The sequence below is a fragment of the Streptomyces sp. ATLC9 genome (assembly GCF_057196705.1).
Genome location: NZ_JBXUOY010000232.1, coordinates 1 through 8,098 on the forward strand (window position 1 = coordinate 1; position 8,098 = coordinate 8,098).

The 8,098-nt window shown below is 72.3% G+C and carries 6 protein-coding genes and 2 pseudogenes; 5 read left to right on the forward strand and 3 right to left on the reverse strand.

Annotation, left to right across the window (positions count from 1 at the left end; genetic code table 11):
- Nucleotides 1-97: pseudogene (locus tag AC2CJA_RS20720) on the reverse strand (IS5/IS1182 family transposase); the annotation flags it as partial.
- Between the two features lie 277 nt (nucleotides 98-374).
- On the opposite strand from AC2CJA_RS20720, the gene AC2CJA_RS20725 reads away from it, so the two are divergent.
- Complete coding sequence (locus AC2CJA_RS20725; RefSeq protein ID WP_484604184.1) at nucleotides 375-1,751, forward strand: IS1380 family transposase; 1,377 nt, start codon at nucleotides 375-377, stop codon at nucleotides 1,749-1,751.
- A gap of 396 nt (nucleotides 1,752-2,147) precedes the next feature.
- Here AC2CJA_RS20725 and AC2CJA_RS20730 read toward each other — a convergent pair whose 3' ends face one another.
- The gene (locus tag AC2CJA_RS20730) at nucleotides 2,148-2,369 is read right to left on the reverse strand and encodes a DUF397 domain-containing protein (RefSeq protein ID WP_484604185.1); all 222 of its coding nucleotides are present in this window, start codon (nucleotides 2,367-2,369) and stop codon (nucleotides 2,148-2,150) included.
- Nucleotides 2,366-3,232, reverse strand: coding sequence for a helix-turn-helix domain-containing protein (locus AC2CJA_RS20735; protein WP_241717707.1), 867 nt, complete (start codon nucleotides 3,230-3,232; stop codon nucleotides 2,366-2,368). Before AC2CJA_RS20735 ends, AC2CJA_RS20730 begins: the two co-directional genes overlap by 4 nt.
- A gap of 188 nt (nucleotides 3,233-3,420) precedes the next feature.
- Between AC2CJA_RS20735 and AC2CJA_RS20740 the strand changes: the two genes are divergently transcribed.
- The 4 genes and pseudogenes from AC2CJA_RS20740 to AC2CJA_RS20755 all read left to right on the forward strand — a co-directional run.
- Nucleotides 3,421-3,936, forward strand: a complete 516-nt coding sequence (locus AC2CJA_RS20740) for an ATP-binding protein (protein WP_484604186.1) — start codon at nucleotides 3,421-3,423, stop codon at nucleotides 3,934-3,936.
- A gap of 177 nt (nucleotides 3,937-4,113) precedes the next feature.
- Nucleotides 4,114-5,730 carry a TIGR02677 family protein gene (locus AC2CJA_RS20745; RefSeq protein ID WP_484604187.1) on the forward strand — a complete coding sequence of 539 codons (1,617 nt, stop codon included), beginning with the start codon at nucleotides 4,114-4,116 and terminating at the stop codon, nucleotides 5,728-5,730.
- Nucleotides 5,727-6,971: a TIGR02678 family protein gene (locus tag AC2CJA_RS20750; RefSeq protein WP_484604188.1), complete on the forward strand. Its 1,245-nt coding sequence runs from the start codon at nucleotides 5,727-5,729 to the stop codon at nucleotides 6,969-6,971. Before AC2CJA_RS20745 ends, AC2CJA_RS20750 begins: the two co-directional genes overlap by 4 nt.
- Nucleotides 6,968-8,098: pseudogene (locus AC2CJA_RS20755) on the forward strand (TIGR02680 family protein); the annotation flags it as partial. The gene AC2CJA_RS20750 and the pseudogene AC2CJA_RS20755, both read left to right, overlap by 4 nt.

The window sequence follows — 8,098 nt, forward strand, 5'->3', positions numbered from 1 at the left end:
TGGCCACGATTCGGTGGTCGCGCAGGAGACCGGCCAGGTGCTCGGCGGTGGACCGCCTCACATCGAGCACGGCGGTGTATGTGACACTGGTCGGCACGTGAGGCCCCTCGGTCGGATCTTTCTGTCGCAAGATCGTTCCTACCAGGGGCCTTACGCCTGCCCGGACTTGGGGGATACCGCGGACCGCGCGACGCGCCTCCCGCTCACGGACGGTGGCCGACGGTTACTGGGAACAGCTCAGTGCCTGTCTCAGCCTCGGGCTTTCACGTGGCGGGGCGTCCGGTGGGTGATCAGAAACGCGAAGAGTGCCCCTGACCTGCAACGATGGGACTTGTCTAGGGTCCAGGTCGTCGCATGAAAGAAGCACTCTCCAGGTGAACAAGCGTATCGGGTCCTACCCGCGTGTCCGTACCGAAGGCGGCGGTGGTGGGGTGGTCTCCCAGGCCGGCGGGGTGCTGCTGGTGGAGACGATCCGCAAAACCGGTCTTGACCAGGCGATATCGGCGGCATTGGTGCCATGGCGCAAGCCGCGGGCGGTACACGATCCGGGCAAGATCCTGCTGGATGTCGCGCTCGCGGTAGCGCTCGGCGGCGACTGCCTGGCAGACGTGGGCGTGCTGCGGGCCGAACCGGCGGTGTTCGGGCCGGTGGCCTCCGATCCGACGGTCTCCCGGCTGATCGACACGCTGGCAGCGGGCGGGAACCGCGCGCTGACCGCACTGCGGCAGGCCCGAGCGCAAGTCCGCGAACATGTATGGGAGTTGGCCGGTGACGCGGCGCCGGACGCGTCCGGGCAGGTGATCGTGGACCTGGACGGAGTGCTCGTCCTCGCGCACTCCGAGAAGCAGGATGCGGCCGCGACCTGGAAGAAGACCTTCGGACACCACCCGCTGATGGGGTTCGTCGACCACGGCCGGGGCGGGTCCGGAGAACCGGTGGCCGGGCTGCTGCGGCCCGGGAACGCGGGCAGCAACACCGCCGCCGACCACATCGAAACCGCCCGACTCGCCCTGAAGCAGCTGCCGGAGAAGTACCGACGGGGACGGCAGACGCTGATCCGCACCGACTCGGGCGGCGGCACCCACGAGTTCGTCGACTGGCTTTCCGCCCGCGGCCGGTGGCTGTCCTACTCAGTCGGCATGACCATCACCGACGCCATCCACCACGCGGTCCTGAAGGTCCCGGCATCGGCCTGGACACCGGCCGTCGAGCCCGACGGCGAGATCCGCGACGGCGCCTGGGTGGCCGAACTCGACGGCGACTGCCTCAAAGGCTGGCCCAACGGGATGCGGCTGATCGTGCGGAAGGAACGACCGCACCCCGGCGCCCAGCTGCGCTTCACCGACGCCGACGGCATGCGCCTGACCTGCTTCGCCACCAACACCAAGAACACTCCGATCGCCGAACTGGAGCTGCGGCACCGCCAGCGGGCCCGCGCCGAGGACCGGATCCGCACCGCCCGCGCCACTGGCCTGCGCAACCTCCCGCTCCACGACGCCGCACAGAACCAGATCTGGCTGGAGATCATCCAGATCGCCCTGGACCTCCTGGCCTGGATGCCGATGCTCGCCCTCACCGGCCAAGCCCGCCGGTGGGAGCCCCGCCGCCTGCGACTTCGCCTGTTCTCCGCAGCCGCTCAGCTCGTCGCTACCGGACGCCGCCGCATCCTCCGCTTCACCAGGCACTGGCCCTGGACCGACGTGATCACCGACGCCCTGCAACAGCTCACGGCTCTGCCGAACCCCGGCTGACCAGCAACTTCCCGTCCCTACGAGCAGCACCACACCCCACCGGAGCGTGGAACCCGGCGCCCACCCGACGCGACAGCCGGGCCACGAGCCTGCACACCGGCAGGAATCTCCACCCCGAACGAGCCGAAAGGGTCCGTCAGCAAGCTGACGGACCCTCACGAAAGATCGAGGCTCAGCCTGGATCCACCGGCTGATGTTTGCGAGGTCCGATTTCTCACCGAGGGCTGATGGTGGTGTGAGGCGCGGGGTGCCCGTCGCTCCGTGAGCGCACTCCACCCTCTTGCCGTCTTCTTGTGGCGCGGAAGTCCATGAGCGGATTGAGGCAGTACTCGATGGCAGGCCCTCCCCGCCGACGCGGCGGTTCGGCCGGCATCCCTGCGGCGGGGTCGTCGCCGGTCACAACTCTCCGGCGATGACCCCCTGCCGGAACGCCTCCCACTCGGAGGCGGTGTAGCGCAGGGGGGCGGCGTCGGGTCGCTTGGAGTCGCGTACGGCCTTGCCGCCGCCGGGGAGGTCGGTGACTTCCACGCAGTTGTGCTCGGGACCGCTGGCGGACGCCTTCCGCCATATGGCTTCCGTCAGGTCGTACGTGTAGAACTCCACCTTCGGATCATTCACTTCCGGTGCCCTTCTTCCAGCTCGGCGATCCTCGCGAGCGAGTCCTCCACAGACAGGGCCGTCGCGCGGATGCGGTCGAAGGCTTTTGCGAAGGGCGTCGCTTCGTCTCCCTCAACGTATGTCGCACCGCTGAGGTTCTCCAGCAGAGCGACCGGTGGCATGGGCCTGGGGAAGCTGGTCAGGGTGAAACCACCCACCATGCCCGGATGGGCGGTGGAGTCCAACGGCATCAACTGCACGGTGACGTTCGACATCTCTGACGCGTCGAGCAGGCGGCGCAGTTGCTCGCGCATGGTCGCGGGGCGTACGGCGAAGCGATGGTGGAGTGCCGCTTCATGGACGACGGCCCACAACTCCAAAGGCGCGCCGGGCCTGGTGAGGACGGACTGACGCGCCATCCGCACCTCGGCCAGTGCGGCCGCTTCCTCCTGGCTGCGTCCGGTCGCGTTCGCCGCGATGGTCTCCCGTGCGTAGGCAGCGGTCTGGAGCAGGCCCGGAATCAGCAGAGGGGCGAACTCGCGGACACTCTCCGCATCCGATTCCAGAGAGATGTAGTCGGCGTAGGAGGGCGAGACGATGCCGCTGTACGTCTGCCACCACCCTTGCTTGCGGGCGTCCCTGGCGAGCCCTTCCAGAGCCTCGACCACCTCGGGATCGTCGATTCCATAGCTGCTGAGCAGCTTGGCTACGTCGCCAGGCTTGATGTAGGCCGTGGCCGTCTCGATGCGTGACAGCTTCGGACCGATCCAATTCATGCGCTCCGCTGCCGCATCCAGGGTGAGGCCGGCTTCCGTCCGGTAGCGACGCAGGGCTTCGCCCAGGCGACGGCGGCGGATGGTGGGCACAGGACGCGCGTTTGGCATGGCCTGAGTCTGGCACCCGCCACCCCGCAAGTCGAGCAGCGAGAAACCTCATCCAGCTTTTCGGGTGACAAGTTTGCAGTTTTCTCGTTTCTATATGCAGAGATGTGCTCAAGATAGCTCTGAGTGGCCGAAGTTGCAGGCCGCTTGCGGCACACGCCCGCCATCGCCCGACCACGAGGAGACGACGCATGCGCCTCATCCCCGCCGGACCCGCCCACCGTTCCTCCGGACTTTCCGGCATTCCCGGAGTGCCGCCGAGCCCCAACGTCCCCGGCTACTACCTGCGGCCTCGCGCAGGCGGCTTCGTGGCGCACGTGTGCGCCTCGGGCGCCGCCCTGCGGTCGGTGCGGCGGCTGGTCCCGATGGTGCTGCGCGGGCACGGCATCGTGGCCGAGGATGTCGACAACGCGCAGCTCGTCGTCTCCGAGCTGGTCGGCAACTCGGTGCGCGCCTGCGGCGACCACGTGCCGGTGGTGGTGGAGGTGTACGCGGCCTCCCACGGCATCGCCGTCAACGTCCACGACCCCGATCCCGACCTCGGCGCCCTGCCGCGCCGCGGGACGGTGCCGCTGGGCAGCGCGGTGGCCGAGTCCGGGCGCGGGCTCGGTCTGCTCGACCTGCTCGCCCCGGGCTGGCAGGTGCGGCGCTCGTCCATCGGCAAGCAGGTGCGCTGCCGGGTGCCCGCCCGGCGCGAGCCGTCGTAGGCGCCGCCCGCCGCTCCACCGCGCTCCCGCTCCCCGCCTCTGCGGCACCCGCCCGGAAGCACACCGCTCCGCCGGAGCGGCATCGTCACCGGGCGTGCCGGTACGGGTCCCGCCCTCCGCCGCCGGATTCCGGTACCGCCTGCGGGCGGCCGGGGCGATCGGGGAGAATCGGCGGTGATGTCCTCCCAGCACCACGGCCGGCACAACGGTCCCGGCCTGCCCGGCCCGGCCGACTACGCGCCCTTCGCCCATCTGACCGTCCCCAACGCCGCCCTGTACCGGCAGGTGATGCGGACGTTCGCCGCCGCCAAGGAGCGGTTCGCGGTGCACCTGCGGCCCGAGGACGTCCAGGCGGCGCTGGAGCCGGGGCCCGGGGAGCAGTCGGCCGACCTGGACACGGTGGTCAAGGCGCTGGACAGCCTCGTGGAGTGGGGCAACCTGCGTGCCGACCCCGACACCGCGCGGGTGACGGCGGTCGAGGACTTCTACCGCAAGCGGTTCATCTACCAGCTCACCCGGGCCGGCGAGGCGGCCGAGACCGCACTGGGGACGTACGAGGAGGAGCTGGGGCGGCGCGGCGAGCTCCAGGCGGTGGCGCTGCACGACATCGTCACCCAGCTCCGGGCACTGCTGGTGATCGCGGCCGAGGACGAACCGGACCGGGCCAAGGCATATCTCACCCTGTCCACCCTGACCGCGCGGTTCGCCGATCTCGCCGAGAACGCGCGGGCGTTCATGGGGTCGCTGCAGCGCACCATCGACCTGCACGACGTGGAGGTCGAGGCGTTCCTCGCCTACAAGGACCGCCTGATCGACTACCTGAGGCGGTTCATCCAGGACCTGATCACTCTCGGCGGCCTGATCGCCGCCCTGATCGGGGAGCTGGAGGAGCACGACCGCATACGCCCGCTGCTGCGGCTGGCCGCGGCACGCGAGGCCGCCGACGCCGCACCGGAGGAGGCCGAGCACGCCGAGCGGGCCGCGTACCGCAGGTGGCGGGAGCGCTGGTCGGGACTGACCGACTGGTTCGTCTCCGGTCAGGAACGCGAGTCGCAGGCCCGGCTGCTGCGTGGCCGGGCGCTGGGCGCGATCCCCCAGCTCCTGGCCGTGGTGCGGCGGCTCAACGAGCGGCGCGCCGGGCGTTCGGACCGGTCGGCGGACTTCCGTGCCCTCGCCCGCTGGTTCGCCGAGGCGCCCGACGACGCCGCGCGGCACCGGCTGTGGCGGGCGGCCTTCGGTCTCCACTCCTCCCGCCACCTCACCGTGGACGCCGACACCCTCGCGGCCCGCGCGGCCGACCCCGTACCGCCCACCACCGCCTGGGCCGGGGCAGAGCCGCTGCGCGTCAGCCCGCAGCTGCGGCGCACCGGCAGCTACGAGCGTCGGGGCAAGCCCCGCAAGGTGGTCAGCCGCGCCGCCGACCGGGCGCGGCTGGCCGAGATCGCCGCCCGCCAGGCCGAGCAGACCGCGGCCGCCCGCGCCCGGCTGGCCACCGGCGGCGAGATCCGCCTCTCGCGGCTGGGCGAACTGGACCCGGCCGCGTTCGGCCTGTTCCTGCGGCTGCTCGGGGACGCCCTGGCCACCTGGCGGCCCGGCATGTCCTCCACCACGGCCACCAGCGGCGACGGTTCCCTGGAGATCCGGCTCACCGCCCTGGCCGACGGCAGGACGGCCGAGATCCCCACCCCGGACGGGACGTTTCACGGCCCCGACCACCTCGTCGAGATCACCGACCTCACCAGTTCCACCGACACCGATCTCACCGACCCCGCCGGGAAGGAGGCCCACCGGTGACCACCCCGCTGGCCGAGGTGCTCGACGGACAGCGCGCCGCGAACCTCCGCAAGGCCGCCCGCGCGCTGCTGAAGGAGCCGCTGCTGACCGCGGACGGCCCTCACGGCGACGAGTTCCGCCTGGTGCGGCAGTACGCGGCGGAGTTGCGCGAGTGGTTCGACCGCAACACCGGCTGGCCGCTGCGGGTGGACACCGACGCCGCCCGGCTGCGCAAGACCCCCGGCACCCTGGACGATCCCACCCACCCCGCGCGCGAGGCCGGCCGGGCCGCGCAGCCCTTCACCCGCCGCCGCTACGTTCTGCTGTGCCTGGCACTGGCCGCGCTGGAGCGGGGCGAGGCGCAGGTCGCGCTCGGGCGGCTGGCCGAGCAGGTGGTGCTGGACGCCGCCGACCCCCACCTTGCCGCCGCCGGGATCGCCTTCACCCTGGAGAAGCGCGACGAGCGCGGCGACCTGGCGGCCGTGGTGCGGGTGCTGCTGCGCCTGGGCGTGCTGCGGCGGGTGGCGGGCGACGAGGACGCCTACGTGGCCGGGGCGGGAGACGTGCTCTACGACGTGAAACGGCGGGTGCTGGCCGGACTGCTCGCCACCCGGACCGGCCCCTCGATGGTCACCGCCGCGGGCTTCGAGGACCGCCTGGCGGAGCTGACCGCCCAGTCCGCGCTGGACAGCGACGAACTCAGGTTCCGCGCCATCCGCTGGAAGCTCACCCGCCGCCTGCTGGACGACCCGGTGCTCTACTACGACACCCTCACCGAGGAGGAGCTGGCCTACCTCACCCGCCAGCGCGGCTTCCTCACCGCCCGGATCGCCGAACTGACCGGTCTGGTGCCCGAGGTGCGGGCCGAGGGCATCGCCATGGTCGACCCCGACGACGACCTCACCGACGCCCGTATGCCCGAGCAGGGCACCCACGGGCACATCACCCTGCTGCTCGCCGGGCACCTGGCCGCCGCCGGCGGGCCGGTGGGCCGGGACGAACTGGAGCGGCGGGTGCGCGAACTCGCCGCCCAGCACGGCAGCTTCTGGTCCAGGTCGGCCCGGGAGCCGGGCGCGGAGACCGAGCTGGTGGAGCGGGCGCTGGCCAGGCTCACGGCGCTCGGCCTGGTGACGGTCACGGGCCGGGACGTCCTGCCGCGTCCGGCGCTGGCACGGTACGCGGTCGGCGAGCCCGTGGTGAAGGAATCCGGTCCCCGCAGGGCGGCGGGCAAGAAGGCAAGTGAAAGGCGGCCCACACGGTGAACCCCCTCCCCACCCCCGCCCCCGGGCGCTGGAAGCCCCTGCGCATCGGACTGGTCGACCTCTTCCACTACGACGTGGAGGAGTTCCGGTTCCGCGACGGCCGGCTGCTGCTGCGCGGCAACAACGGCACCGGCAAGTCGAAGGTGCTGGCCCTGACCCTGCCGCTCCTGCTGGACGGCGACCTGTCGGCGCGCCGCGTGGAACCCGACGGCGACCCGGGCAAGCGCATGGAGTGGAACCTGCTGCTGGGCGGGCAGCACCCGCACCCCGAGCGGCTCGGCTACACCTGGGTCGAGTTCGGCCGCCTGGACGAGACGGGCGAGGCCCGGTTCCGCACCCTGCTGTGCGGGCTGAAGGCGGTCGCGGGCCGGGGTATCGCCCGCCACTGGTTCGCCGTCACCGACCAGCGCGTCGGCGCGGAGCTGAGCCTGCTGGACGCCACCGGCACCGCGCTCTCCCGTGACCGGCTCGCGGAGGCCCTCGCCGGGCGGGGCATGGTGTACGACACGGCGAAGGCGTACCGCAGAGCGGTCGACGAGGCGCTGTTCGGCCTCGGCGAGCGCAGGTACGCGGCCCTGGTCGACATGCTGATCCAGCTGCGCCAGCCGCAGCTGTCCAAACGGCCCAGCGAGACGGCCCTCTCCCGCGCCCTGACCGAAGCGCTGCCGCCCATGGACCAGGCCCTCGTCGCCGATGTGGCCGAGGCGTTCCGGTCGCTGGAGGAGGAGAAGGAGGAGCTGCGGGCGGCGACTGAGGCCGAGCGGGCCTCCTCGGCCTTCCTCGGCCACTACCGGCGCTACGCGAAGGCCGCCGCCCGCCGCCGGGCCCGCCTGCCCCGCACCGAGCACGCCCGCTACGAGAGGCTCCAGCGCGATCTGGCCCAGGCGCAGGCCGAGCGCGAGCGGGCGGAGGCGGACCGCGAGGCCGCGGCCGGGCGGATCGCCCGGCTGGAGGATCGCGCGGCACGGCTCGCCGCGCAGCAGGAGGCCCTGCGCACAGGCCCGGGAATGAGGGACGCGCGGGCTCTGGAGCAGGCCGCGGCCGACGCCCGGCGCACGGCCGACGAAGCGGAGCGGGCGGAGGCGGACCGGCGGCAGGCCGCCGAGACGCGCACCCGGGCCCTGGGG

Bases quoted from the DNA above. Each gene is read 5' to 3' on its own strand.
- AC2CJA_RS20735 (WP_241717707.1), bottom strand. From the start codon at position 3,232: ATGCCAAACGCGCGTCCTGTGCCCACCATCCGCCGCCGTCGCCTGGGC.
- AC2CJA_RS20740 (WP_484604186.1), top strand. From the start codon at position 3,421: ATGCGCCTCATCCCCGCCGGACCCGCCCACCGTTCCTCCGGACTTTCC.
- AC2CJA_RS20745 (WP_484604187.1), top strand. From the start codon at position 4,114: ATGTCCTCCCAGCACCACGGCCGGCACAACGGTCCCGGCCTGCCCGGC.